Annotated in this window: 17 protein-coding genes and 3 pseudogenes; 11 read left to right on the top strand and 9 right to left on the bottom strand. The window is 71.8% G+C overall.

Annotated elements, in window-relative coordinates; genetic code table 11:
* Positions 1 to 24 precede the first annotated feature (24 nt).
* A pseudogene (locus ACIPSJ_RS48420) lies at positions 25 to 929 on the bottom strand (helix-turn-helix domain-containing protein).
* Between the two features lie 133 nt (positions 930 to 1,062).
* On the opposite strand from ACIPSJ_RS48420, the gene ACIPSJ_RS48415 reads away from it, so the two are divergent.
* The 3 genes and pseudogenes from ACIPSJ_RS48415 to ACIPSJ_RS48405 form a co-directional block, all read left to right on the top strand.
* The gene (locus ACIPSJ_RS48415; protein ID WP_359214820.1) at positions 1,063 to 1,368 is read left to right on the top strand and encodes a 4a-hydroxytetrahydrobiopterin dehydratase; all 306 of its coding nucleotides are present in this window, start codon (positions 1,063 to 1,065) and stop codon (positions 1,366 to 1,368) included.
* Positions 1,369 to 1,373: 5 nt separating this feature from the next.
* Positions 1,374 to 1,472: pseudogene (locus ACIPSJ_RS48410) on the top strand (SAM-dependent methyltransferase); the annotation flags it as partial.
* A 231-nt stretch (positions 1,473 to 1,703) separates the two neighbouring features.
* Positions 1,704 to 2,348: pseudogene (locus ACIPSJ_RS48405) on the top strand (class I SAM-dependent methyltransferase); the annotation flags it as partial.
* On the opposite strand, the gene ACIPSJ_RS48400 reads toward ACIPSJ_RS48405, so the two are convergent.
* Positions 2,326 to 2,793, bottom strand: a complete 468-nt coding sequence (locus ACIPSJ_RS48400; protein WP_401356168.1) for a hypothetical protein — start codon at positions 2,791 to 2,793, stop codon at positions 2,326 to 2,328. The pseudogene ACIPSJ_RS48405 and the gene ACIPSJ_RS48400 overlap by 23 nt on opposite strands.
* On the bottom strand, positions 2,790 to 3,269 hold the full coding sequence (locus ACIPSJ_RS48395; RefSeq protein WP_401356165.1) for a hypothetical protein: 480 nt from the start codon (positions 3,267 to 3,269) through the stop codon (positions 2,790 to 2,792). Before ACIPSJ_RS48395 ends, ACIPSJ_RS48400 begins: the two co-directional genes overlap by 4 nt.
* A gap of 63 nt (positions 3,270 to 3,332) precedes the next feature.
* Between ACIPSJ_RS48395 and ACIPSJ_RS48390 the strand changes: the two genes are divergently transcribed.
* Together ACIPSJ_RS48390 and ACIPSJ_RS48385 are read left to right on the top strand one after the other, a co-directional pair.
* Positions 3,333 to 4,316 carry a helix-turn-helix transcriptional regulator gene (locus ACIPSJ_RS48390; protein ID WP_401356162.1) on the top strand — a complete coding sequence of 328 codons (984 nt, stop codon included), beginning with the start codon at positions 3,333 to 3,335 and terminating at the stop codon, positions 4,314 to 4,316.
* A gap of 37 nt (positions 4,317 to 4,353) precedes the next feature.
* Entirely contained in the window at positions 4,354 to 6,228 is a 1,875-nt protein-coding gene (locus ACIPSJ_RS48385) for a rhamnogalacturonan lyase (protein ID WP_401356160.1), read from the top strand.
* A gap of 43 nt (positions 6,229 to 6,271) precedes the next feature.
* Here ACIPSJ_RS48385 and ACIPSJ_RS48380 read toward each other — a convergent pair whose 3' ends face one another.
* Complete coding sequence (locus ACIPSJ_RS48380) at positions 6,272 to 8,926, bottom strand: cellulose binding domain-containing protein (protein ID WP_401356159.1); 2,655 nt, start codon at positions 8,924 to 8,926, stop codon at positions 6,272 to 6,274.
* 221 nt (positions 8,927 to 9,147) lie between these two features.
* A complete protein-coding gene (locus ACIPSJ_RS48375) occupies positions 9,148 to 12,084 on the bottom strand; it encodes a glycoside hydrolase family 48 protein (protein ID WP_401356157.1) in 2,937 nt (978 codons plus the stop codon).
* Positions 12,085 to 12,346: 262 nt separating this feature from the next.
* Between ACIPSJ_RS48375 and ACIPSJ_RS48370 the strand changes: the two genes are divergently transcribed.
* Together ACIPSJ_RS48370 and ACIPSJ_RS48365 are read left to right on the top strand one after the other, a co-directional pair.
* Positions 12,347 to 13,822, top strand: coding sequence for a cellulose binding domain-containing protein (locus tag ACIPSJ_RS48370; protein WP_401356154.1), 1,476 nt, complete (start codon positions 12,347 to 12,349; stop codon positions 13,820 to 13,822).
* Positions 13,823 to 13,888: 66 nt separating this feature from the next.
* Positions 13,889 to 15,604: a glycoside hydrolase family 6 protein gene (locus tag ACIPSJ_RS48365; protein WP_359214844.1), complete on the top strand. Its 1,716-nt coding sequence runs from the start codon at positions 13,889 to 13,891 to the stop codon at positions 15,602 to 15,604.
* 90 nt (positions 15,605 to 15,694) lie between these two features.
* Here ACIPSJ_RS48365 and ACIPSJ_RS48360 read toward each other — a convergent pair whose 3' ends face one another.
* The gene (locus ACIPSJ_RS48360; RefSeq protein WP_401356152.1) at positions 15,695 to 16,459 is read right to left on the bottom strand and encodes a phytanoyl-CoA dioxygenase family protein; all 765 of its coding nucleotides are present in this window, start codon (positions 16,457 to 16,459) and stop codon (positions 15,695 to 15,697) included.
* A gap of 123 nt (positions 16,460 to 16,582) precedes the next feature.
* On the opposite strand from ACIPSJ_RS48360, the gene ACIPSJ_RS48355 reads away from it, so the two are divergent.
* Positions 16,583 to 17,491: a class I SAM-dependent methyltransferase gene (locus ACIPSJ_RS48355; protein WP_401356150.1), complete on the top strand. Its 909-nt coding sequence runs from the start codon at positions 16,583 to 16,585 to the stop codon at positions 17,489 to 17,491.
* Positions 17,492 to 17,613: 122 nt separating this feature from the next.
* Here the strand turns inward: ACIPSJ_RS48355 and ACIPSJ_RS48350 are convergent, their stop codons facing one another.
* Positions 17,614 to 18,900: a glycosyltransferase family 39 protein gene (locus tag ACIPSJ_RS48350; RefSeq protein ID WP_401356148.1), complete on the bottom strand. Its 1,287-nt coding sequence runs from the start codon at positions 18,898 to 18,900 to the stop codon at positions 17,614 to 17,616.
* A 301-nt stretch (positions 18,901 to 19,201) separates the two neighbouring features.
* On the opposite strand from ACIPSJ_RS48350, the gene ACIPSJ_RS48345 reads away from it, so the two are divergent.
* Together ACIPSJ_RS48345 and ACIPSJ_RS48340 are read left to right on the top strand one after the other, a co-directional pair.
* Positions 19,202 to 22,582, top strand: coding sequence for a hypothetical protein (locus ACIPSJ_RS48345; protein ID WP_401356146.1), 3,381 nt, complete (start codon positions 19,202 to 19,204; stop codon positions 22,580 to 22,582).
* Positions 22,583 to 22,644: 62 nt separating this feature from the next.
* Positions 22,645 to 23,343 carry an SDR family oxidoreductase gene (locus ACIPSJ_RS48340; protein WP_359214858.1) on the top strand — a complete coding sequence of 233 codons (699 nt, stop codon included), beginning with the start codon at positions 22,645 to 22,647 and terminating at the stop codon, positions 23,341 to 23,343.
* A gap of 81 nt (positions 23,344 to 23,424) precedes the next feature.
* On the opposite strand, the gene ACIPSJ_RS48335 is transcribed toward ACIPSJ_RS48340, so the two are convergent.
* Positions 23,425 to 24,117, bottom strand: a complete 693-nt coding sequence (locus ACIPSJ_RS48335; RefSeq protein ID WP_359214861.1) for a glycoside hydrolase family 75 protein — start codon at positions 24,115 to 24,117, stop codon at positions 23,425 to 23,427.
* A 228-nt stretch (positions 24,118 to 24,345) separates the two neighbouring features.
* Here ACIPSJ_RS48335 and ACIPSJ_RS48330 point away from each other — a divergent pair, with 228 nt between their 5' ends.
* Positions 24,346 to 24,957 (top strand): hypothetical protein, encoded by a 612-nt coding sequence (locus tag ACIPSJ_RS48330; RefSeq protein WP_393653522.1) that lies wholly within the window; start codon positions 24,346 to 24,348, stop codon positions 24,955 to 24,957.
* A gap of 84 nt (positions 24,958 to 25,041) precedes the next feature.
* Here ACIPSJ_RS48330 and ACIPSJ_RS48325 read toward each other — a convergent pair whose 3' ends face one another.
* Positions 25,042 to 25,878 (bottom strand): aldo/keto reductase, encoded by an 837-nt coding sequence (locus tag ACIPSJ_RS48325; RefSeq protein WP_401356143.1) that lies wholly within the window; start codon positions 25,876 to 25,878, stop codon positions 25,042 to 25,044.
* Positions 25,879 to 25,973: the final 95 nt, after the last annotated feature.

The raw sequence follows: 25,973 nt of genomic DNA, 5'->3' as shown, positions 1-25,973 counted from the left end.
TCTACGCGCGGAGCACCCTTTGCGTCAACCCACCAGCGCGTGCAGGTACTTGGCCGTCGCCGGGTCCGCCGGCAGGAACGTCTCGATGGCCAGCTCGGCGACCGTCACGTCCATCGGCGTGTTGAACGTCGAGATCGACGACACGAACGACAGCACCCGCCCCTCGTGCTCGATCCGCAGCGGCAGCGCGAACCAGGCGACGGGTTCGGCGGGTCGCCCGTCTCCCTCGTCTCCCTCGCCGCCCCCGTCGCCCTCGCCGTCCTCCGGCCCCGGCGGCGCCGGATAGGCGGCGACCTCCTCGTACAACTCCCGCAGCGCGGCCGAGCGGTGCAGCGCGATCTGCCGTTCCATCTGCTCCAGCAGATGCCCGCGCCACGCGCGCAGGTTGCGGATCCGCGGTGCCAGGCCCTCCGGATGCAGGGTCAGCCGCATCGCGTTCGGCGCGGGCGCGAGCAGCGACTCCGGTACGCCCTCCAGGAGCAGCGCGATGCCCCGGTTGGCGGCGACCACCGTGTACGTGGCGTCCACGACCAGCGCCGGATACGGCTCGTAGCCCCGGATCAGCCGCTCCATACCGTCCCGCAGCGCGGCCAGCGCCGGGTCGTCCAGCGGGGTCTCCGGGTAGTGCGGGGCGTAACCGGCCGCCAGCAGCTGGGGGTCCCCCCAGGCCCTTAAGGCACTGGGGGAGCGTTGCGCTCCCGGACCGGGACGTCCAGGTGCTCGGCCAGCCGCAGCACCATCTCCTCGCTCGGCCGCGAACGGCCCGTCTCGACGAAGCTGATGTGCCGGGCCGAGGAGTCGGCACGCAGTGCCAGCTCCAGCTGGCTCACCCGCCGCCGCTCCCGCCACGCGCGCAGCAGCGGGCCGACGCCCCTGCCGTCGGGGGCGGTCGGGGAGGGGGTGGCGGGGCCGGACGCGGCGGTGGTCATGGACGCGACGGTAGTCGAGCGCGGTGTCTTCGGCGACGCGCTGGTGACGGCGTGCGCAGGACGCCCGGAGGGCCCGTCCATGGCAGGCTGACCCCGTATACGCCCCCGCCGGACCAGGGAAGGAAGCCGCACCATGGCCGTCGCACCGCTGTCGCAGCAGGAGATCGAGGACCGGTTGACGGAGCTGCCGGGGTGGTCGCTGGACGGCGACCGGCTCGCCCGCGCCTACCGCCTCGACTCGCACTTCGCCGCCACCGCACTGGTCGTGCACATCGCCCGCATCCAGGACGAGCTCGACCACCACTCCGACCTCACCCTCGGCTACCACACCGTCACCCTCACCGTGAACACCCACAGCGTCGGCGGCGCCGTCACCGCGCTGGACTTCGAACTCGCCCGCAGGGTGGAGGACATCGCCCCAGGTCACGGCGCACACTGAGCCGTGTGCTCGACTACGACAAGGAAGCCGAGGCCTACGACGCGTCGCGCGGCGGCGAGGCCCGCGCCGAGGCGGCCGCCGCCGCCGTCCTCAGCCTGATCCCCGACGGCCCCACTGGCCGTGGCGGCCCCACAGGCCCAGGGAGCCTCAGCAGCTCCGCGGACCCTGGCAACTCCACAGGCCCAGGGAGCCTCAGCAGCTCCGCGGACCCTGGCAACTCCGCAGACCCCGGGAGCCTTGGCAGCTCCGCAAGCTCGGGTAGCCCCGGTAGCCCCGGTAGCCCCGGTAGCCCCGGTAGCCCCGGTAGCCCCGCAGGACCCGTCGGCCCCGATCGCCCCGGTCGTCTCCTTGACCTCGCCTGTGGCACCGGCATCGTCACCCGTCGGCTCGCCGCGGCTCGGCCGGCCCTCCAGGTCGTCGGAGCGGATCGCGCACCCGCCATGGCGCGGCGGGCGGCGGCCCGGCTGCCGGGCGCGATCGCGTTGGCCGACAGCCGTCAACTCCCTTTCTCGGACGGCACGTTCGACGCCGTGACCACCGTCTGGCTGCTCCACCTCATAGCGGACACCGGCGAGGTCCGGGCGATCGTCTCCGAGTGCGCGCGCGTGCTGCGCCCCGGCGGGGTGTACGTCACGACCGTGGACAAGGCGGCCGCCCACGACGTCGGCAGCGACATCGACGCGGTCCTCGCACCGCGCCCGCGCCGCCCGGTCAGCGACGCGGCCGACGCCGTGACGGCACACGCGGCCGCCCACGGCCTGCTCCCCGCCGGGCAGGCCGTCTTCACCGGCCGCGGCCAGGGCCGCAGCCCCCGCTCCACCATCGCCGACCTGCGGCGCGGCTGGTTCACGGTGCTGCGGCCCGGCGACCCCCGCGCCGAGGAGTTCGCCGCCCGGCTGGCGGCCCTGCCCGACCAGGACCGCCGCCGCCCCGACCCCCGCTTCGCCGTCCGGGCGTTCAGGAAACCGGCGGCCGGCTGAAGTCCATCGTCCAGTTGGTCACCCAGGTCTCCCCGCCGTCCACCGAGAACGCCTGCTCCCAGCGCGCGCCGGTGGGGGAGACCCCCGACCACACGAACCGCACCCGGACGTCCTTGCCGTCGTGAGTGTCGTCGCCGTAGAACTCCCCCCGGTCGCCGTCGAACCGCCCGACGACCGGTGGGAACAGCTTTCCGCTCCGGCTCGCCGCCCAGTTCAGCGACCACGCGTGGGTCTCCCGGTCGAAGAGCCGCAGGGTGGCGCCCTTCGCGCCCAGGGCCGGCATGTCGATCTCGTCGATGTTCGCGGCACCGTCGAACAGCGGCCGGCAGTGGCAGACGGCGGGGAACTCCGTCCAGTCGCCGTCCGGGGCCAGGAAGTCGGTGCGGCGGCGGTTGCGCACCTCCCAGTCGCCGTGCAGGAAGTCGAAGTCGTGCGGGCTGCTCATCGGTGGTCTCCTGTGGTTCCCTCGGGCAGTGAGTCGGCCAAGTAGGCGTCCAGGTCCGGGACTTCGGGCGCGAGCAGATGCCGTACCCAGGCGTCCCGTTCGTGCCGGATCGGCGGCAGCTCCCACACGCAGCCGATCCACGGCAGGTCGGGTCTGATGAAGTGGGTCGGGTCCGTGTCCGGGCAGCCGAGCACCGGCTGGCCCGCCGAAGCGCCCTTGAAGTGCAGCACGTTGTCCCAGACCCAGCTGTAGGCGTTGAGGTAGGCGCCGGTGTCCCCGCCCCGGTGCAGCACCACGAAGGTCGCGGGCGGGGTGCCGTCCGGCTCCGGCAGCAGCTCGGGCAGGATCGCGTAGGCGGCCCTCTCCACCTCGGGCGCGATGCCCGCGGGGTCGGAGGTGACGTGGTACCGCTTGACGCGCCGGCCGGCCACCTCGATCGGGGGCGGAACGGTCAGCAGCTTTTCCGTGAAGCTCATGGACCGGACGCTAGGCCCGCTCCACTGACACCTTCTGTCAGTGGAAACCGGCATCCTGGGGCGATGAGGTCCAGCCGGCTCGTCTCGATCCTCCTCCTGCTCCAGACCCGGGGCCGGATGACCGCCGCCCAGCTCGCCGAGGAGCTGGAGGTGTCCGTCCGCACGGTCTACCGGGACGTCGAGGCGCTGGGCGCGGCCGGTGTCCCGCTGTACGGCGACGCGGGCCACGCCGGCGGCTACCGCCTCCTCGACGGCTGGCGCACCCGGCTCACCGGCCTCACCACGGGGGAGGCCGAGGCCCTCTTCCTGGCCGGTGCCCCCGGCCCCGCCGCCGACCTCGGGCTCGGCCCGGTCCTTGCCGCCGCCCAGCTCAAGGTCCGCGCCGCCCTGCCGCCGGAGCTGCGCGCCCACGCCGACCGGATCAGCGGCCGCTTCCACCTCGACGCCCCCGGCTGGTACGCGGACGGCGAGGAGGCGCCGTACCTCCCGGCGGTCGCCGACGCGGTCTGGAACAGCCGTGTCCTGCACGTCCGTTACCGCCGCTGGGCCGAACCGACCGACGCGGACCGCCGCCTGGAACCGTACGGACTCGTCCTGAAGGCCGGCCGCTGGTACGTCGTCGCGGGCCCGGGCCCGCGCACCTTCCGCGTCGACCAGATCCTCGAACTCACCGTCCCGGGTGCGGAGTTCACCCGCCCCGACGACTTCGACCTGGCCGCGTACTGGACGGCCTACCAACGCGATTTCCACGACCGGCTGTTCAGCGCCGAGGCACTGGTCCGGCTGGCGCCCGGGGTGACCCTCCCGAGAGCGGAACCGGTCGGGACGACCGCGGCCCTCCCGCGAGCGACGCCGGCCGGGACGGCCGACGCCTGGACGCTCGCCCGGGTCCCCGTCGAGTCGGCCGACCGCGCCGTAGCCGAATTCCTCCGCCTGGGCACGGACATCGAGGTCCTGGGCCCGCCCGAGCTGCGCGAACGTATCGCCCGGACGGTCGCCGAACTGGCCGAAAGATACGGCAACGCCGAGCCGGACGGCGGCCACTGAGAGGGGAATCCGTCCGCCCCGCCCGGGAGGTACCCCCGTGCAGCACCCGCATCGCAGACGCCGTTCCGCCGCGCTGTCGGCACTGACCGCCGCGGCCGCCCTGATCGCCGCCGGCCTCACCGCCCTCACCACGACGACCCCCGCCGAAGCGGCCACCGCCCGCCAGGTCGAAGCCCTGGACCGGGGCGTGGTCAGCGTCCACACCGACGCCGGCAACCTGGTCAGCTGGCGCTGGCTGGGCACCGACCCCGACGACGTCTCCTTCAACGTCTACCGCGCCGGCACCAAGGTCAACTCGACCCCGGTCACCGGCTCCACGAACTACTTCCACTCCGGCGCCCCGGCCCAGGCCGACTACACCGTCCGCGCGATCGTGAACGGCGTCGAACAGGCCGACTCGGTCCACGCGATCCAGTTCCGCGCCGGCTACAAGGACGTCCCGATCACACCGCCCGCCGGCGGCACCACCCCCGACGGCGTCTCCTACACCTACGAGGCCAACGACGCCTCCGTCGGCGACCTCGACGGCGACGGCCAGCTGGACTTCGTCCTCAAGTGGCAGCCCACCAACGCCAAGGACAACTCCCAGTCCGGCTACACCGGCGACACCGTCCTCGACGGAGTCAAACTCGACGGCACCCGCCTGTGGCGCATCGACCTGGGCCGGAACATCCGCTCCGGCGCCCACTACACCCAGTTCCAGGTGTACGACTACGACGGCGACGGCAAGGCCGAGGTCGCCATGAAGACGGCGGACGGCACGGTCGACGGCACCGGAGCCGTGATCGGCAGCGCCTCGGCCGACTACCGCAACTCCAGCGGCTACATCCTCTCCGGCCCCGAGTACCTGACCATGTTCAACGGCCAGACCGGCAAGGCGATGGGCACCGTCGACTACGTCCCCGCACGTGGCACGGTCTCCTCCTGGGGCGACTCCTACGGCAACCGCGTCGACCGCTTCCTCGCCGGCACGGCCTACCTGGACGGCGCCCGGCCCTCCCTGATCATGGCGCGCGGTTACTACACCCGCACGGTCATCGCCGCCTGGGACTGGCGGAACGGCGCCTTCACCCGCCGCTGGACCTTCGACACCAACTCCTCCACCAACACCGGCAAGGGCTACGACGGCCAGGGCAACCACCAGCTCGCCGTCGCGGACGTCGACGGCGACGGCAAGGACGAGATCGTGTACGGCTCGATGGCCGTCGACGACAACGGCTACGGCCTCTGGACCACCAAGAACGGCCACGGCGACGCCCTGCACGTCGGCGACCTCGACCCCTCCCGCCCCGGCCTGGAGGAGTTCAAGGTCGACGAGGACAGCTCCAAGCCGTCCTCCTGGATGGCCGACGCCAGGACCGGCGAGATCCTCTGGTCCACCGACCCCAACGGCGACAACGGCCGCGGTGTCTCCGGCGACATCTGGGCGGGCAGCGCGGGCGCCGAGTCCTGGTCCTCGCACGCCGACGGGGTCCGCAACCCGCAGGGCACCATCGTCGCCACCCGCAAACCCTCCAGCACCAACTTCCTCTCCTGGTGGGACGGCGACCCGGTCCGCGAACTCCTCGACGACACCCACATCGACAAGTACGGCACCTCCGCCGACACCCGTCTGCTGACTGGCTCGGGTGTCCACTCCAACAACGGCACCAAGGCGACCCCGTCCCTCTCCGGCGACATCCTCGGCGACTGGCGCGAGGAGGTCGTCTGGCCCACGACCGACAACACCGCCCTCCGCATCTACTCCACCCCCTACGAGACCAGCACCAAGATCACCACCCTCCTCCACGACACCCAGTACCGCACCGCCCTCGCCTGGCAGAACACGGCCTACAACCAGCCCCCGCACCCGAGCTTCTTCATCGGCGACGGGATGACGACGGCACCTCGGCCGTCGGTGTACACACCCTGAAACGAAGAGGGCGCGTGCCCGGTGCGGCACGCGCCCTCGGTTGTCAGGCGGCCGTGCAGGTCTGGTCGCCCAGCTTGAAGGTGGTGGGTTCGGTGTTGGTGCCGGTCCAGGTGCCGGTGAAGCCGAAGGACACCGAGGAGCCGGCGGCAACCGTGCCGTTCCAGCTGACGTTCTTGGCGGTCACGGCCGCGCCGGACTGGGTCCAGTCGGCGTTCCAGAGCTGGCCGACGGTCTGGCCGTTCGGGAAGGACCAGCCGAGGGACCAGCTGCTCCAGGACGCGGTACCGGTGTTGGTGAGCCGGACGTCCGCCTGGAAGCCGCCCGTCCACTGGTTGGTGATGGTGTAGGCGACCGTGCAGGCGCCGGTCGGGGTCGGATCCGTGCCGCCCCCGCCGCCCCCGTCGTCGCCTCCGGCGGTGTCGCCGTAGATCACGCCCCGGCCGTTCGTCGAGAGGTACACCCTGCCGTAGATCCGCGGGTCACCCGTGATGGCCGCGCCCGTCCAGCCCCACTGGTGGGCGTCGTCGTTGATCCGGGTCCAGGTCGCGCCCGCGTCCGTGGAGCGGAAGATGCCGCGGATGCCGCCGATCTTCGCGCTGGTGTAGAGGGTCTGGTACGACGCTCCGGTCGCCGCCTTGCCGAAGCCGATCGTGTCGGCCTGGTCGACGTTCGCGAGCTCGGTGAAGGTCGTGCCGCCGTTCGTCGAGTGCCAGAGGCCGTACGCGCCGCCCGTCGCACCGCCCGCCAGCCATACGTCGCCCTTCGTCCCCGGCAGCGCCTTGAACCGCACGCTGTCGCCGCTCGGCAAACCGGTCGCGGCGGACGCCGTGAAGGTCGCTCCGCCGTCCGAACTGACGTAGAACGTGCCGGACTTGAAGCCGTAGAAGGTCTTGGGGTCGACACGGTCGGACTCCACGGCCGCGCCCGCCGGGATGCCGCTCGACGCCGACCAGGACGAGCCGAAGCCCGTGGTGTACTGCACGCCCGAGCCCGCCGGGCTCCACACGAACCGGCTTCCGTCGGAGCCCGCGGCGACCGTGCCGCCACCGCTCACCCCCGAAGGATCCGTCCCCGCGAACCAGTTGGCCCCGTTGTCCGTCGAGAACGCGATGTGCGGGCCGGAGTCCAGATTGCCCACGCGGACCACCGTGTTCGGGTTCGACTCCGCGAAGTCCAGGCTCGTGGTCGTCGTGAACGTCGGGGACGTGTACATCATCGACGGGACCTTGGTGAGGTCCGTGTGCCGGAAGCCGCCGATGTCACCCAGCGCGCTGAAGAGCCGCGCCCCGCCGGACGGGGGAGCGGCCAGGTCGTCGACCGAGGTCTCCTCCAGCCCCTGCACCATGGGCTTCACCGTGAACTGGCCGCCGCTGTCCCACTTCGTGAGGTCCTCGGTGCCGTAGAGCGTCGCCCCCGTCCCGTACATCATCCGGTCCGAGTTGAACGGGTCGATCTCCAGCGACTCCGTCATCCACCCCAGTTTCGGGGTCTGTTCGGGCGGTGACGGGTTCGCGCCGAAGGTCAGCCAGGGGGAGGACGAGACGTCGATCGTGTAGCGGTTCGAGCGGTTCGGGTACGACGTGTAGTCCCAGGCCTTCGTCCAGGTCGCCCCGCTGTCCGTGGAGCGGAAGAGCTGGGTGTCCGGCCACCAGGAGCTGTAGGCCGTCGCCATCACCGTCCCGGGATGCTGCCGGTCCACCGTCAGGCCGCTGAACCCGTAGTAGGTGTCGGCCTCCGCGACCGGGCTGATGTTCGTCCAGGTGCCGGTCGCCGTCGCGTACCGCCACAGCTGGCCCTTGCCACCGTCGTACGGCCCGCCCTTGTCGCTGTACGCGAGATACAGGTAGCCGTTCTTCGCGTCCAGCACGCCCTTGTGGGCGAGGTACCCGGTGGGCTGGCCGGCCAGCCGGGTCCAGGTCGCGCCCGCGTCCGTCGAGCGGTACACCGCGTTGTCCTTGTCGGCGACCCCGACGTAGATCGTCTTCGTCGCCGTGCCCGCCGTCCCCGTCGACTCGTCGAAGGTGACCCACACGATGCCCTGGTTGTCCGAGGCGTAGCCGGTGGTGTCGGTCGAATCCTGCACGTAGTTACCGACGTTGGGGAAGTTCGTGACCTGCGACCAGGTCACCCCCGAGTCCGTCGACCGCCACAGCCCCTTGCCGCTCGGCGCGCCCAGGTACAGCACGCTGTCCTTGTTCGGATCGATCGCCAGCCGCTCGCCCATGCCCCGGCCCGGCATGTTTCCGCCCAGCTTGAAGGGCAGATCGGTCTTCTGCCAGCTGGCGCCCCGGTCGGCGGAGCGCAGCACCGCGCCGTTCGTCGGGTCCCAGCCGTTGGTGTACGTCCCGACGGCCGCGTACACCTTGTCCGGGGCGACCGGGTCGGAGGCCAGGCTCACCACACCCGTGTGCCCCCACTCGTCCCAGCCGACCGAGTCCAGCAGCGGCGTCCAGGTCTTCGTCGACTCCGACCAGCGGTAGGCACCGCCGATGTCGGTGCGGGCGTACGCGAGGTTCTTCTCGGAGCGGTTGAAGACGATCCCGGGGACGAATCCACCGCCGTCGATCCGGGCGTTGTTCCAGGTGTAGGTGTCGGCGGCGAGCGCCGCCTGAGGGGCGGCGGCGAGCGCGGGCGGGGTGCCCGCGAGCAGACCGGCCGCGAGAGCCAGCACGGCCGTGAGGATGCGGGTTCTTCGCACGGGGTTCCTTTCCAGGAGGGCAAGCGCTTTCTGCCGGGTGTGAGAGATGCCGGGCGACCCCCAGTGCGGGTGGGGATCGCCCGGCGGTCGGTCCCACCGTCAGGTGGCGGGACCACGCACGCGGAACTCTTTCGGACGGTTCCTGGGGGAGGAACTGCGCGACCAGCCGAAACGGACCCGCAGCCGACACACGGCCCACCCTGCGGAGCGCCCGGCGGGGGCTATTCGAGAAGTTCCGCGTACGACCCCATGGCCAAGGCGATGTCCGCCTGGGCCCAGAACCGGTGATACGTGAAGACAGGCGCGGCCCCGCCCGCCAGATAGCTCTCGATCTTCGACCACGCGGGATCGCTCTTGTAGAAGCTCCGCAGCGACGCGAACGTCGACGACGAGTTGATCGCGTCCCCGTTCGGCATCTTCCCGGACCACCCGCTCGGCACGTACACCGTGTCGTCGAACCGGTTGTAGTCGGCCCGCGTCTCCGGCACCGCGATCCCCAGGCTGTCCTGGTAGTGGCCCCACATGCCGTCGAGCAGCGCCTTGGCCGTCGACTTCGCCGTCGCGTCACCGGACTTGGCGGCGTAGTACGTCAACGTCTTGGCGTACGCGGCCGCCACGCCCACGTCGTTCGTGTAGTCGGCGACGGTGACATGAAGTCCACTGTTGGATCCGGGACTTGACGCGTTCCAGGTGTCGGGCTGGCCCGACCACTGAAGCGTCGAGGGGATCTGGTACGTGCCGTCCGGGTTGACGGTCGTCTTGGACAGCGCCCAGGCCACCCACTTGTCGAGGATCGCCTTGGCCGTCGCGTTCCCGGTCTGCTGGTAGTACTCGGCGACCCGCTCCATCGACCAGGCCTGGAAGCCGAACCACTGGTTGGACGGCGGGTCGTGGTACACCGGCTCCCAGTCGTAGTACATGCCGTAGAACGTCGACGTACCGGACGGCGGGCTCGCGTACCGCCCCTGCCAGCTGTTGGTCGCGCCACCGGCGATCGCGCCCTCGGACGACTGCAGCCAGCGGTAGAACTCCAGCTGCCGGGTCAGGGACGTGCCCCAATCGGTCGCCCCGGTAGCCGACTTGGGCTTCAGGTCGGCGTACGAGCTGAGCGCGTACGCGGCGAGCGGGTTCTGGTAGCCGCCGTGCACATGGCTCGACCCGATCCGCCAGGCCCAGCCCGCGCTGGTGTCGGTCGCCCCGCCCCACGCGTAGTACCAGGACAGCAGATAGTCCGAGGCGTCCTTGCCGGTGCCGGCCGCGCAGGTCGTCGGCCCCACACAGTTGCCGATCTTCTTGAAGTACTTGTCGTACATGGCGTAGCGCAGATAGTCGCCCATCTTCGCCGCCTTGCCGACGGTCGCGGAGACGTCGCCGCCCTTGCCCTGCTGCTTGGCCCACACGTCCGCCCAGTACGCGGCCTGCACCGCACGCGCGTCGGCGTCCGGGGCGTCCGTGTACTTCCACTGCTTGGCGTAGGACGAGTCGCCCGTGAACAGGTCCAGGTAGCCGTTGGTGCCGCCGTACTTGAAGGCGTCGCAGGTCGGCTGCGGAACCGTCTCCCACACCGACTCCTGCGCACCGCGCTGGAAGGTGTTGATGTACGACGGACCGTCGGCCGTCGGCCCCGCCTCGCAGCCGCCGCCCGGCGTGTCACCGTAGCCGTACACGTTGTCGACGTCCTGCAGCCAGTGCATGCCGTAGACGTCGTCCGTGCCGTACGCGGACTTCAGTTCGGCGGCGATCGGGTCCGAGCCCACCGGCACCGAGGTGTCCAGCTTCGCCGGGTACTCGTTCGGGGTGTCCAGCTCGGGTGCGTAGGTGGCCGGTTTGGACGCGTTGTAGAAGGAGTTGGTCGGCTGGTCGGCGTGGGTGGGGATCATGTACTTCTCCATGAGGGCCCACGCGCCGTTGAACTTGGACCAGTCACCGGTGACCTTGCCGTACATGGCCTGCAGCCAGAGAAGGTAGCTGTACGCCTCGGAGGTGGTCTCGTGGCCCTGGTCGGGGGCCTCGACGATCAGCGTCTCGACCGAGTGGTAGGGGATGCCCTCGGGGGAGAAGTAGCCGTTCGCCGGGTTGGTGATCTTCCCGTAGAGATCCAGGAAGCGCGCGTCGTACGCCTTCGAGGCGGCCAGTTCCGTCACGGTGACCGTCGCGCCGGTGTAGCCGGTCGCGGACGCCGTGAAGGTCGCGGTGCCGGTGCCGGAGGAGTCCGCCGCGATGGTCACGTTCTGCGCGGTGCTCCAGTTGGACGGCGTGAACGTCAGCGACGAACCGGCGCTCACCGAAAGGCCGGTGTTGCCGCTCGCGCGGGCCACGGACACCGTCACATTCGCGCTCGGCTGCTTCGACAGGCTCACCCCGAAGGTGCCCGTCGCACCCTGCTGGATGCCCAGCTGGGTCGGCGAGGCCACCAGCGCGGGGCCCGAGGCGACCGTGATGCCCACCGGCGTCGAGGACGCGGACGCGCCCAGGCTGTCGTACGCCTTCGCCACCAGGGAATGACTGCCCACGGTCAAACTGGAGACCGAGAGCGAGTACGGCGACGACGTGTCGGTCCCCAGCAGGGTGGTGTCGTCGTAGAACTCCATCTTGCTGATCGTCGCGCCGTCGGCCGCCGCCGCGGTCGCCGCCAGCGGCACCGCGTCGCCCTGGGTGTACACCGCGCCCGCGGTCGGACTGGTCAGCACGGTGACCGGCGGCTGGTGCGCGCCGGCGCAGGTGGTGCCGTTGATCGCGAAGCTCGTCGGCGCCGTGTTGCCGCCGGTGTACGAGAACTGCGCGCCCGTCGACACGGCGGCGCCCGCCGCGATCGTGCCGTTGTACGACGCGTTCTGCACCGTGACCGAGGTGCCGGACTGGGACCAGGTGCCGTTCCAGCCGTTCGACAGCTTCTGGTTGCCCGTGTACGCGTACGTCAGCGTCCAGCCGCTGATCGCGTCCGTACCGCGGTTGGTGATCGTGAGGTCGGCGGTGAAGCCGGTGCCCCAGTCGTTGGTCTTGTAGTCGACGCTGCACTGGACCGTCGCCGCCTGGGCGGGAGTCGTTCCGGTGGCGAGCATCGACAGCGGCAGGGCGAGGGCGGCGACGACCGCCGTCCACAGGCGGCGCACGGCTCTGCGCCGCCGCCCGGTACCTCCGGGATGTGCGGGATGCATGTGCTGGTTCCTCCTTGCGCTTGCGGCTCGGGGGAGAAGTCAAGGCTTGAACCAGTGGGAGCGCTCCCATAGTGGAGACGTGGCATGGTGCGGTCAAGGCAGTTGAAGAGTCGAAAAGATTCGACGAAGCCCCCTGGAGAAAAGTCAAGCAACTCCCCTGTTCTTTGCAGTCGCTTGGCGCTACCTTCCTTCGCACCAGTGGGAGCGATTCCGTTCAGTCGACGCGTCCGTCACGACGCGCCCGAGCTGCAAGGAGTCGCTCATGCGACACCCCCCGCGTTCAGTTCTTTTAGCCGTCGCCGGTGCGGTCGCCCTCGTCGGGTCCGCGCTGGTACCGGTGGTGTCGGCGTCCGGTGCGACGCCGGCGTGCACGGTGCAGTACACGGTCACCGGCCAGTGGGACACCGGCTTCCAGGGCTCCGTGACCATCACCAACAACATGGCCGCGATGAGCAGTTGGAGCCTGGGCTTCGACTTCGCGAACGGCCAGAAGGTCACCCAGGGCTGGAGCGCCAAGTGGTCCCAGTCCGGTACGACGGTCACCGCCGCGAACGAGAGCTGGAACGGCTCCCTCGCCACCGGCGCGAGCGTCAGCGCCGGGTTCCTCGGCTCCTGGTCGGGGAGCAACGCCGTACCGACGGCCTTCAGGCTCAACGGCACCACCTGCAACGTGGACTCGGAGCCGACCCCGACTCCGACGCCCACCGAGCCGCCCGCCACCGGGTCGGCCCCGGCCCTGCACGTCTCCGGCACCAAGCTGGTGGACGCCGAGGGCACCGCCCACCGCCTGCTCGGGGTGAACCGCTCCGGCGGCGAGTTCATGTGCGTGCAGGGCTACGGGATCTGGGACGGCCCGGTCGACGACGCGGCGATCAAGGCGATCGCCGACTGGAAGGCCAATGCCGTCCGCATCCCGCTCAACGAGGAGTGCTGGCTCGGCCTGTCCAACGTCAAGTCCGAGTACGGCGGCGCCAATTACATCAACGCCGTCAAGGACCTGGTGGCCCGCGTCGAGTCGTTCGGCATGACACCGATCCTGGAACTCCACTGGTCCTACGGCCAGTACACCGGCAACTCGGCGGGCTGCTCCGACGTGCACGCCACCTGCCAGAAGCCGATGCCGGACGCCCAGTACACCCCGTCGTTCTGGTCCTCGGTGGCCGGTACCTTCAAGGACGACCCGGCGGCCGTGTTCGACCTGTTCAACGAGCCGTACCCGGACCGGGCGACCTCGACGACCACCCAGGCCTGGGAGTGCTGGCGCGACGGCGGCACCTGCTCCGGGATCGGGTACCAGGTCGCCGGCATGCAGGACCTGGTGGACGGCATCCGGGGCGCCGGCGCGAAGAACGTCATCATGATCGGCGGGCTCGCGTACTCCAACGACCTCAGCCAGTGGCTGACGTACCGGCCCACCGACCCGGCCGGCAATCTCGTCGCCGCGTACCACGTCTACAACTTCAACACCTGCGCCAGTGAGAGCTGCTGGAACTCCACCCTGGCCCCGGTCGCGGCCCAAGTACCGCTGGTCGCCGGGGAGATCGGCGAGAACACCTGCTCGCATGCCTTCGTGGACCAGGTCATGAAGTGGTTCGACGACCGCGGTCTCTCCTACCTGGGCTGGACCTGGAACACCTGGGACTGCTCCTCCGGCCCCTCCCTGATCTCCGACTACAGCGGTACGCCCACGGCGTACGGCGCCGGACTGCGCGACCACCTGCGGGCGATCAACCCGTAGGCACGCCCACCGAAGAAGGCACGCCCACCGAAGGCACGCCCACCGAAGAAGAAGGAACCCGCACTCATGAGTCGTACCAGAACAGCGGTACTCGCCGCCCTGGCGCTCGTCGCCGGGGTGTCCGGGCCCGCGGTCGCCGTGACCCCGTCCTCCGAGGCGGCGATCTCCGCGATCCCCTGCACCGTCGACTACAAGATCCAGAACGACTGGGGCTCCGGTTTCACCGCCGCCGTCACCGTCACCAACAACTCGGCCGCGAAGTCGAGTTGGGCGGTGAAGTGGTCGTACGCCGGGAACCAGCAGGTGACCAGCTACTGGAACAGCAAGATCGCGCAGAGCGGCACCGCCGTGACCGCGAGCAACGAGACCTACAACGGCACCCTGGCGACCGGCGGTTCGGTCAGCTTCGGGTTCAACGGGTCGTACAGCGGGACGAACGCGATCCCGACCGCCTTCACCCTCGACGGCGTCACCTGCAACGTCGACGACGGCAGCGGCAGTGGCGGGGGCAACGGTGGCGGCTCCGGGACCCGGGTCGACAACCCGTACTCCGGCGCCAAGGTGTACGTGAACCCGGAATGGTCGGCGAAGGCCGCAGCCGAGACGGGCGGCAGCCGGATCTCCAACCAGCCCACCGGCGTCTGGCTCGACCGGATCGCCGCGATCAACGGCACCAGCACCAGCATGGGGCTCCGCGCCCACCTCGACGCGGCGCTCGCCCAGAAGGGCAGCGGCGAGGAAGTCGTCCAGCTGGTCGTCTACGACCTTCCGGGCCGGGACTGCGCGGCCCTCGCCTCCAACGGCGAACTCGGCGCGACGGAGATCGACAAGTACAAGACGCAGTTCATCGACCCGATCGCGGCGATCCTCTCCGACAGCAAGTACGCCTCGCTGCGGATCGTCACCACCATCGAGATCGACTCGCTGCCCAACCTGGTCACCAACACCGGCAGCCGGGCCACCGCCACCGCCAACTGCGACACCATGCTGGCCAACGGCAACTACGTGAAGGGCGTCGGCTACGCGCTCGCCAAGCTCGGCGCGATCCCGAACGTCTACAACTACCTCGACGCCGGCCACCACGGCTGGCTCGGCTGGGACGACAACTTCGCCCCGGCGGCCACCCTGTTCAAGCAGGCGGCCACCAGCGAGGGCGCGACCGTCGACGACGTGGCCGGGTTCATCACCAACACGGCCAACTACAGCGCCCTGAAGGAGAACAACTTCACCATCAACGACTCGGTGAACGGCACCTCCGTCCGCCAGTCCAAGTGGGTCGACTGGAACCGCTACGTCGACGAACTCTCCTTCGCGCAGGCCTTCCGCACCCAGCTGGTCTCGGTCGGCTTCAACTCCGGTATCGGCATGCTGATCGACACCTCCCGCAACGGCTGGGGCGGCAGCGCCCGTCCGGCCGGCCCCGGCCCGACGACCAGCGTGGACGCGTACGTCGACGGCGGCCGCTACGACCGCCGGATCCACGTCGGCAACTGGTGCAACCAGGCCGGAGCCGGCCTCGGCGAGCGCCCGCAGGCCAGCCCGGCGACCGGGATCGACGCGTACGTGTGGATGAAGCCGCCGGGGGAGTCCGACGGGTCCAGCAGCGCCATCCCGAACGACGAGGGCAAGGGCTTCGACCAGATGTGCGACCCGACGTACACGGGTAACGCCCGTAACGGGAACAGCATGTCGGGTGCGCTGCCTAACGCGCCGCTGTCCGGGCACTGGTTCTCGGCGCAGTTCCAGCAGCTGATGGCGAACGCGTACCCGCCGTTGTCGTGACGGTTCGGTGAGGTGAGATCGAGGCTGCGGGCCGTGTGTGGCTGGTCGCGCAGTTCCCCGCGCCCCTACGGGGGCGCGGTTCCGCCGGGGTCAGTCCTTCAGGCCCCGGCGGACCGAGATCTCTACTGGTGAGTGGTTGCCGTCCGGGCGGTCCAGCTCCAGCGGTGCGTTCAGGTACAGCGGGGGCTGGGCCAGGAAACGGGGGCGGGTGCCGTGGTTCGGCTGGGCGGCGTGGACCAGGAAGGGGTGACAGAGGTAGACGTCGCCCGGGCGCCCGGTGGCGTAGGCGAGTGGGCGGTGCGCGGAGGCCGCGTCGAGCTTCGGACCGAGTTCCTGGAGGGTGGCGCCCCGCTCGCCGTACGGCTCCAGGATCCGTGGCACGTCCAGGTGCGAGCCGACCCGGATGCGGGTCGGCGCGTCCTCCTCGGTCACCTCGCTGAACAGGAACAGCATCAGCAGCGCCCGCTCACGGGACCACAGGTTGGCGTACCAGTCGGTGGCGCCCTCCGGCATGAAACTGGTGTCGATGTGCCAGCCCGCGTCGTCCGGCTCCTCCTCGTGCGGGAACCGCAGCGGGAAGGCGCCCAGCGAATAGCGCGGATCCCAGCGCCGCTCACCGACCAGCAGGTCGAACGCGTCGTGCAGGGCCTGGGAGTTGGGGGCGGCGGCGAACGGGCCGTCCGCCTTGCCGCCCACCCAGACCACCGGATCCTTCCAGGTGCCCGGGTCCTCGGGGTCGTATCCCGTCTCCCGCCAGAGCAGCCGGGCGCACCCCTCGGCGACGCGCGCCGGGAACGCGCCCTCGATCTTCACGAAACCGTCGGTCAGGAAGCGCTCGACCAGCTCGTCGTCCATGCGGCCATCGTGGCCCCGCCGCCTTGCCGTACGCATCCTGTTTTTTGCCGCACCGGCAACAGGACTGGCCTCCGGCCGGTGCGTCGGCGCACGCTGACGGCACCCGGACGAGAGGCTGAGCCCATGGCGCACGACCACCACCAGCACACCGAGACCAAGACCCACACCCACACCCACGATCACTCCCACACGGACATCGACTGGGCCGAGATGGCCCCTCACCTGGAGTCGCAGGCGGAACTCTTCGCCCCCCTCTACGAGAACGCCCTGGGCTGGCTCGGCAAGGAGGTCACCGAGCCGGGGCTGATCGTCGACCTGGGCAGCGGGCCCGGCGTGGTGTCGTGTCTGTTCGCCGAGGCCTTCCCGGGGGCGCGGGTGCTGGCCGTGGACGGCAGCGAACCGCTCCTCGACCGGGCCAGGGCCCGTGCCGAGCGACAGGGCGTGGCCGACCGCTTCGATGTGCTCGCCGGTGAACTTCCGGGCGTGCTGGACGAGTTGGACTACCCGGCGGATCTGCTCTGGGCCGGGCACAGCCTGCACCACCTCGGCGACCAGCGGGCCGCGCTCACCGCCTTCGCCGAGCGGCTGGCCCCCGGCGGCACGCTGGCCATCCTGGAGGGCGGCCTGCCCAGCCGTTTCCTGCCCCGGGACATCGGCATCGGCCGGCCCGGGCTGCAGGCGCGGCTGGACGCGCTGCTGGAGGGCTGGTTCGAGCAGATGCGTACCGACCTGCCCGGCTCGGTCACCGAGGCCGAGGACTGGCCCGCGCTGCTCGGCTCCGCCGGGCTCAAGCACACCCGCAGCCGCAGCTTCCTCATCGACCTGCCCGCCCCGGCCTCCGACCGGGCCCGTGCCTACGCCACCGAGATCTTCTCCCGGCTGCGGGACACGGTCGGCGAGGCCCTCGACACCGACGACCGCGCCACCCTGGACCGGCTCCTCGACCCGGCCGACCCGGCGAGCCTGCAACGCAGGTCGGACCTGTTCGTCCTCGGGGCCCGGACGGTGCACACGGCCGTGCGGCCCGCTTGACCGGTCGGCTGGAAGTGCCGTGGTGGCCCTCGTGCGTCTGCGGCGCCGTCGTGGCTGGTCGCGCCCACGCGGCGGTAGCCGCATAGGCAATACAGCCCCGCGCCCCTGACGGGGCGCTTTGCTCAGCAGCGGCGTGCGTACACGCTCACCCGCCCCCCGTGCACCGAACGCGTCCCGCACTCCTCGAACCGTTCGGCGAGGATCCTGCGCTTCGCCACCTCGCCGGGTGTCGTGTCCAGTGGCTGCCCCGCCGGATCCCGCAGGACGACGATCCGGTGGGCGGTGCGCAGCCGGGCGCGGATCATGGACGGGCCGACCTCCGTGCCGTACAGCGTGCCGGAGGCCTCCGGGGTGCGGTTGAGGGCGAGGTCGCGCAGGCCGCGTACGGTGCTCGGGTCGGCGAGGGACCACACTCGGCGGCGGGCGGGCAGGTAGAGGATGCCGTCGGCGCCCTCGCCCGCCGTGCGGACGGCCGCGTCGATGGCGGTGGCGTCGTCGATGCGGCTGCCGGGGGTGCGCAGCTGCACGGAGACGGGGAGCAGCACGACGATCGCCGCCGCGGTGGCGAGCAGCGCGGCTGCCCGGCGGGTGCCGCCGGCCCGGGTCAGCCGGTCCAGCGCGGCGCCGATCAGCAGGGCGGTGCCGGCCTGGCCGTAGAGGACGTACCGGTCGACGTACAACGGCTTGACCAGCGACACCAGCATCAGCAGGCCGGCCGGGAGCACGGCCAGCGGCAGGGCCAGACGGACGACGGGCCTGGGCAGGAACGGCGCGGCGGCGCACCCGGGCACCGCCACCGCGGCGATCCCCAGCAGCGCCCCGGTCCCCAGCCCGCCGATCCACGCCACCTGCGCCGACTGCCGCATGCTGAGCACGGCGAGGGGCGCCAGCGCGCCGACGACCACGCACGCCGTCCTCGCCCAGGCGCGCCGCGCCTCGCGCGGTACGGCCACGGCGTGCGCGGCGAGCACCAGCACCGCGAACTCGTGCAGCAGGCAGGCGGTCAGCAGGACGGCGCCGTATCCGGCCCAGGCCCGGGTCCGGGCCCGGGTGGTGCGGGCGGTCCGGGTGTCCACGGCCCGGATCAGCAGGTACGACGACCACACCACCAGCGCGCAGACCAGCGCGTACGACCTGCCCTCCTGCGCGTACCGCTGGACCGGCGGCAGCACCGCGAACGCCAGGCCGGCGAGCAGCCCGGTCCGTGGTCCCGCCAGCCGGGTGCCGAGCAGGGTGAGCAGGCCGGCCGTGACGGCGGTGGCCAGGACGGCGGGCAGCCGCAGCAGGACGAGCGGGTCGGCGCCTGCGAAGAGGCGGAACAGGGCGTGGGTGAGGAAGTAGTAGAGGCCGTGGACGGCGTCGGCCCGCTCCAGGGCGTGCGCCAGGTCGGGGGGCCGGCGCTGTGCCATGTCATATGTCACCACCTCGTCCCGCCAGATGCTGCCGCCGCGTCGCAGGCCCCACAGGCCCAGCGCCAGTGAGAGGGCGACCGGGCCCAGGGCGTGGACCGGGCGGTGCCGGGCGGGAGCCGGGGCGGCCGGGAGTGCGGTGCGCGGGGCGTGGAGGGTGGCGATGACGGGCTCCGGTGCAGGTCGGGGGCGGGTGCACCGGCGAGTTCAGCGGTCGTCGGATTGATGGGCAGCCCCGAACCGGCCTCGCTATCAATTCCGGTTAGGTTGGGGCGGGTTGCTGTCGACGGGGGAGACGTGGATGGGGCGCAGGGAGAAACCGCTGGATCCGGCGGCGGGGGCGGTGCAGCGGTTCGCCTTCGAGCTGCGCAAACTGCGGGACGAGGCGGGTACGCCGACCTATCGGGCGATGGGGCTGCGGGCCGGGTACTCGGGCCCCACGCTCTCCGCGGCGGCCGCCGGGGAACGGCTGCCCACCCTGCCGGTGGCGATCGCGTACGCCGTCGCGTGCGACGGCGATCCCGAGGAGTGGGAGCGGCGCTGGCGGGCGGCCGCCGCCGAGGCCGCGGGCGCCGAGGCCGCCGAGGACGACGAGCGCGGTCCCTATCCGGGGCTCGCCCGGTTCGAGACGGGCGACCGGGAGCACTTCCACGGCCGGGACGACCTGGTCGCCGACCTGGTCGCGCACACCCGGCGTTTCCGGTTCGGCGCGGTGGTCGGCGCCTCGGGCAGCGGCAAGTCCTCACTGCTGCGGGCCGGACTGGTCCCCGCGCTGCGGGAGTCGGCGGACGCGGAGCACGGGCCCGCCGCGATCCGGATCCTCACCCCGGGCGCCCGTCCCGCCCGCGTCCACGAGGCCCTGCTCACCCCGCACGACGCGCCCGGCGACACGCTGCTCGTCGTCGACCAGTTCGAGGAGGTCTTCGCGCTCTGCGCCGACCCCGCCGAACGCGAGCTGTTCATCGGCCGGTTGCTGGCCGCCGACCCCCGGCTGCGCGTACTGCTCGCCGTACGCGCCGACTTCTACGCCCACTGCGCCGAACACCCCGGACTCGCCGAGGCGTTGCGCGAGACCACGCTGCTGGTCGGGCCGATGCCGCCGCACCGGCTGCGGGAGGCGGTGGTCCGGCCCGCCGCCGCCCGGCAGCACGTCGTCGAACGCGCCCTGACCGCCCGGATCGTCGCCGACGTCAGCGGAGAGCCCGGTGGACTCCCGCTGATGGCCCACGCCCTGCGCGAGGTCTGGCGCCGGCGCACCGCCAAGACCCTCACCCTCGCCGCGTACGAGGCGGTCGGCGGGGTCCGGGGCGCCGTCGCCCACACCGCCGAGGAACTCCACGGCCGTTGCACCCCGGCCGAGGCCGCCGCCCTCCGCGCCCTGCTGCTGCGTCTGGTCAACCCCGGCGACGGCACCGGCGACACCCGCCGCCCGGCCCGTCGCGCCGAACTCGGCACCGGCCCCGTCACCGCCCGCGTTCTCGAACGGCTCGTCCGGGCCCGGCTGCTGACCGTCGACGGCGATACGGTCGACCTCGCCCACGAGGCCCTGCTCGCCGCCTGGCCCCGGCTGCGCGGCTGGATCGACGCCGACCGCGAACGCCTGCGCGCCCACCGCCGGCTCACCGAGGCGGCGGCCGCCTGGGCGGAGCTGGGGAGGGACGCGGGGGCGCTGTACCGGGGGGTGCGGCTGACCGAGGCCCGGGAGGCGTTCGCCGACGAGGGGCCGTATCAAGGGGAGTTGAGTCCGCCGGAGCGGGAGTTCCTGGCGGCGAGCGTCGCGTCGTACGACCACGGACGGCGGGCCGCCGTCCGGGCGGGGCGCCGGCTGCGGGCGCTGACCGGCGCGCTCGCGGTGCTGCTGTGTCTGGCCCTGGCGGCGGGTGCCGTGGCCTGGCGGCAGAGCGGGGTCAGCGCCCGGCAGCGGGACCAGGCCGAGGCCCGCCGGGTGGCCGCCCTCGTGGACGGCCTGCGCACATCCGAACCGCGCACGGCGATGCGGCTGGCCCTGGCCGCCTGGCGCACCGCCGATCTGCCGGAGACCCGGCAGGCACTGCGTTCGGCCGTCGCGCAGAGCGAGCTGGACGTGTTCACGCAGCCCGAGGAGGGCGGCCGGGCGCTGAATGCGCCCGCCTGGCTCAGCACGGACGGGCGGATCCTGACGGTGGTGGCCCACGACCGGGCCGTGCAGTGGGATGTCCGCACCCACCGGCGCCTCCGCTCGGTGGACCGGCCCGGTCTGTCCGAGAGCGTGGTCGCGGTCAGCGACGACGGCCGGCTGATCGCCTACCGGGCGCCCGGCGGCTCCGGCACGGTGGTCCGTTCGCTCGCCGACGGCCGTACCCGGCGGCTGGCGACCGGTCCCTGGCGGGACACCGAGGGGGAGTTCGGGCCGAGCGGACACACCTTCCTCGTCCGGCGCCCGGCCCACGACCCCGGCGGCGGCCGCGCCACCCTGGAGCTGTGGGACGTGGACCGGCAACGCCCGCTGCACCGCTCCCCGGACGGCGCGGACGACGGCCCGCTGCCGCCGCTCAGTCCCGACGAGCGCCATCTCGCCTGGTGCGGACAGGACGGAACCCGGCTGCGGGTCCTCGACCTCGCCACCGGCCGCCCGCTCGGCACCCGCCCGCCCCGGGACACCGAGAAGCTGCTCTGCCAGGGGGAGGAGGTGCTCTTCACCCCGGACGGCGACGCCGTGGCGGCCGCCACCCCCGAGGGTGTCGTGACCTGGGACTTCCGCACGGGCCGGGAACGCCCACGGCTGCCGCTCGCCGACGGCGCGCAGTCCGTCGTCTTCCGGGGCGCCTACGCCCTGACCTGGACCTCCGGCTCCTTCGCCCTGTGGCGCACGGACCTCCCGGCCCCCGCCGACGACAGCGTCCGCACGCCCCTGCTCACCTTCCCGGCGGCCGGTTCGTCCGTCGGCGCGCTCCGGCTGGACCCGGCGGCGGGCGTCCTGCGCTACCTCGAAGGCGGCCGGACCAGCACCGTGCACACCCTCTCCCCGCACGGGCTGCTGGGGGCGGCCTGGCAGCGGAAGCCGGCGGACCGGGCCGCGTTCGACACCCGCGGCAGGCCGGTGGCGGCCCGTCGGCCGCCGGTCGTCCACGGGGAGCAGACGCTCGCGGCCGACGCCACCGGCCGGACCGCGCTCACCCACGAGGGCGGGCTGCTGGACGTCCTCACCGGCAGGCGGCGGACGGGCGGAGTGACCGGCGAGGACCTGCTGCGCACCGCCGTCTTCAGCCCCGACGGCCGCCTGCTCGCCGCCGAGGACATGAACGGCCGCCTCACCCTGTGGGACGCGCGCACCTGGCGTCGGCTCGCGGTGCTCAGGCCGGCCGGTGCCACCGTGGTCGAGTCGGCGCCGGCCTTCTCCGCCGACGGGTCGTTGTTCGCGGCGAGCACCGCCGACGGTTTCGTGCAGGTGTGGGAGACGGACCGCACCCGGCTGTCCCCGGCGACGGTACCGGCCGGTGACGGCCCGGTGCTCGCCCTCGGATTCACCTCCGGAGCAAGGGAGTTGCGCATCGCCACCCCTCATCTCGCCGACCGGGGCGTCCCGTTGCGGCCCGAGGAGGGCGCGGCCGAGTTGTGCGACCGGGCGGGCGGCGGTCCGACGCGGGCGGAATGGCGGCGGTACCTGCCCTCCGTGCCGTACGGCGACACCTGCGGTGCTTGACATCGAGAGCGCTCCAAGTGATGGACTCCCGTCGATCACCGAACGAGCCACAGGGGGACCTCATGACCGACTCTCCGGTCGCACTCATCACCGGCGGCGGCAGCGGTATCGGCGCCGCCGTCGCCCGCCAACTGCTGGACGCCGGGCACCGGGTGGCCGTCACCGGCCGGGGCGAGCAGCGGCTGCGCGCCTTCGCCGAAGAACTCGGCTCTCCGGAAGGGCTGTTGACGATCGTCGGCAACACCGCCGAGTACGCCGACGTCCAGGCGGCCGTCGACGGCACGCTCAAGGCGTTCGGCCGGCTGGACACCGTGGTGGCCAACGCCGGTTTCGCCACCCATGACACCGTCGCCGAGGGCGACCCGGCGGGCTGGGCCGAGATGGTCCTCACCAACGTCCTCGGGCCCGCCCTGCTGATCCGTGCCTCGGTCGACGCCCTGAAGGAGACCCGGGGCCGGATCGTCCTGGTGGGCAGCGTCGCCGGGTTCGTGAACACGCCCGGCAACCTGTACGGCGCCACCAAGTGGGCGGTCACCGGGCTGGCGGAGAACACCCGCCGCCAGGTCACCGACTTCGGCATCGGCGTCACGCTGGTCGCGCCGGGCCGGGTGGAGACCCCGTTCTGGGACGGGAACGGCCTGCCGCCCGGTCACCTGCTGACCGCCGGCCAGATCGCCGACTCGGTGGTGTGGGCCATCCGGCAGCCCGCCGGGGTGGACGTCAACACCATCGTCGTACGACCGCTGGGACAGCCCAACTGACCTGCCCCGACGGCCCGGTACCGTGCGGTACCGGGCCGCCCGCCCTCCCCGGGCCGGTGGGCGGCGGGGGAACCGCCGCGGTCAGTTGTTGGCGAGGAACTGCTTCGCCAGCGAGTCACCGAGGGACACAGCCGCGCTGTGGCTCTCGATGGGGGAGACCTTGGAGTTCTTGAAGAGGATGTAGGTGACGCCGGAGTCGGCGCCGCCGGTCGCCGGGTCGGGGTCGATGCCGAGCGCCTTGGCGGTGGCGTACGAGGCCTCGCCGATGATCTTCGTGGGGCCGGTGTCGCCGACCACCGCGTACTCGACCTTGTTGTTGTAGATCACGGCCACCACCCCGCCGCCCTTGATGCCGGCGCCGGAGTAGTTCCAGATGCTGCTGGAGCTGGGGACCACGACATACGGCAGCGACTCGGCCTTGAGCGCCTTGCCGTCGGACTGGTGGAACGCGGTGTCGTCCTGGTACCAGGGGTCGCGGTCCTCGTTGCAGTTGGTGGTGCGCTGGCCGTCGCAGTCGATGTCCATGTCGGCCTTCCAGAAGACCGCGCCGTTCTTGCCGCAGACCGGGACCGTGGCCGAGGTCTCGTCGTCGGTCTTGTACTTGCCGTTCGATATCTGGGAGCAGGACGTCACCTTGGCGAGCAGGTCCGCCGCGCTGACCGAGCCCTCCTGGGCGGACTTGGGGGTGGCGCCGGACGCGCTCGCGGGGAGCACTCCGGCGGCCAGCAGTGCGGCCCCGGAGGCCGCGGCAAGGGTCAGTGTTCGGATGCGCACTGTGGGGGGTCCCCTTCTGTTAGGAAAGTTTCCTGACCGGGTGCCGTACAAGGTGGACCCGGCTGCATGTCCGCGTCAACCCCTGGGCTGTGAACTCGGGTTTTTGTCGTGCATTGCGACGATATGGCGCCAGGGCAACACTGGTGGGGCAGGACATTCCGAACATTTACACAGGAGCTGTGTGGGTGTGGGGAAGTGGCTCCGGTGGCTCCTGGGAGGCGAGGGGTCATGTTCGTACGGACGGTGTACGTCACCGGCGACCCGGCGCGGGTCGAAGCCGCCGTCAGGGCGCTGAACAGCGAAGGGCGCAGTCTGCTGGAGGAACGTCCCGAGTACCGGGGCGCGGGCGTCTTCGTCGACCGCGATCTGGGCAAACTGCTCGCGGTGAGCTGGTGGGGCTCCGAGGAGGCCCGGCGCAACAGCGACCAGGTGATGAGCGAGCGGCGCGGGCCGATGCTGGAGCCGTTCGCGGGCACCGTCTCCGTCGAGAACTACGAGGTGGCCGTCTTCCACTCGGTGCAGCCGCCGCGGGCGGGCGGCGGAATGCGGTCCACCAGGGTGGAGTTCGACCCGGCCGATGCCGATCTGTTCGCCGAGACGTTCCGCTCCTCGGCGATACCCCGGCTGGAGGCGTTGCCCGGTTTCGCGCGGTGCTCCGTCTTCCTCGACCGGCGGCGCGGCCGGGGCATGGTCGGCTCGCTCTTCGTGGACCGCGCCTCGATGGCCGCCTCGCGCGGCGGCCAGGCGGCCGCCCGGCGCGCGGACGCCGCCAAGGCGCATGTGACCGTGGTCGGCCTGGAGGAGTTCGAGGTCGTGCACGCGGACGTGCACCCCGACTGACCCGCCCCGCCCCCGAGCCGGGAACGCGAACGGCCGTCCCGCCGCTGGTGCGGCGGGACGGCCGTTCGCCGGGCGGACTCCCGCTCAGCCGACGTCGAAGGTGGCCGGGTCCGGGCCCAGCCGCCGGTCCTCGTTGAGCGCGCTGATCGCCGCGAGGTCCTCGGTGTCCAGGCTGAAGTCGAACACCTGGATGTTCTCCTTGATCCGGGACGGCGTCACGGACTTCGGGATCACGACGTTGCCGAGCTGGATGTGCCAGCGCAGCACGACCTGGGCCGGGGTGCGGTTGTGCTTCTGCGCGATCGCGACGATCGCCGGCACCTCGAGGAGGCCCTTGCCCGAACCCAGCGGCGACCAGGCCTCGGTGGCGATGCCCTGCTCGTCGTGGAACTCCCGGGCCGCGTGCTGCTGCAGATGCGGGTGCAGCTCGATCTGGTTGACGGCCGGGATGACCGAGGTCTCCGTGAGCAGCCGCTCCAGGTGCTCCGGAAGGAAGTTGGAGACACCGATCGCCTTGACCCGGCCGTCGGCGTACAGCTTCTCGAACGCCTTGTACGAGTCGACGTACTTGCCCCGGGCCGGCAGCGGCCAGTGGATGAGGTACAGGTCCAGGTAGTCCAGACCCAGCTTCGCCAGCGACGCGTCGAAGGCGCGCAGGGTGGCGTCGTACCCGTGGTCGGCGTTCCAGAGCTTGGTGGTGACGAAGATGTCCTCGCGCGGGACGCCGGAGGCGGCGATCGCCTTGCCGGTGCCCTCTTCGTTGCCGTAGATCGCCGCTGTGTCGATGCTGCGGTACCCGGCCTCCAGCGCCGTGGCGACAGCCCGCTCGGCCTCGTCGTCCGGCACCTGCCACACGCCGAAGCCCAGCTGGGGCATCTCGACGCCGTTGTTGAGGATTTTCGGGGGGACCTTGCTGCTCACGAGCTCTCGATCCTTAGGTTGTCGACAGGTGGTACTCCCATCGTCAACGATCACCGGCCAGGATGCATTCCTGACCGTGGAATCCGCCGGAACTG

It is taken from the genome of Streptomyces sp. NPDC090088 (assembly GCF_044747345.1).
Classification (GTDB): Bacteria; Actinomycetota; Actinomycetes; order Streptomycetales; family Streptomycetaceae; genus Streptomyces.
Note: the sequence above shows the minus strand (reverse complement) of the source record. Positions and strands in the feature narration are given on the sequence as shown.